Source organism: Vibrio sp. 10N.222.49.C9 (assembly GCF_041474985.1).
Lineage (GTDB): Bacteria > Pseudomonadota > Gammaproteobacteria > Enterobacterales > Vibrionaceae > Vibrio > Vibrio crassostreae_C.
Genome location: NZ_JBFRVD010001110.1, coordinates 1 through 256 on the forward strand (window position 1 = coordinate 1; position 256 = coordinate 256).

At 37.9% G+C, this 256-nt stretch carries 1 protein-coding gene; it reads right to left on the bottom strand.

What is annotated here, in order from left to right; genetic code table 11:
- A partial coding sequence (locus AB4585_RS27125) for a hypothetical protein (RefSeq protein WP_372171841.1) occupies positions 1-256 on the bottom strand: 256 nt, incomplete at both ends.

The window sequence follows — 256 nt, forward strand, 5'->3', positions numbered from 1 at the left end:
AAGTCTCACTGTGTCGATACCCACTAAGCATTGGCAAAATAGCAATATTTGAAGACTCCCCCTCATCATGGCCTACAGCGCCATAGCATATACCCACATAACACTTACGAGTTTTAAGAGAGAATAATAAAGTTGACTGGCTAGATGATGACTCAAGAACAAGGCTTTCCAAATGATCATTTTTAGCAATTTCAGCAGAAGCTTTAAACTTTAAATGAGGTCTAACTTTGTAGATTAGACTCGAAATCAAGCCAAA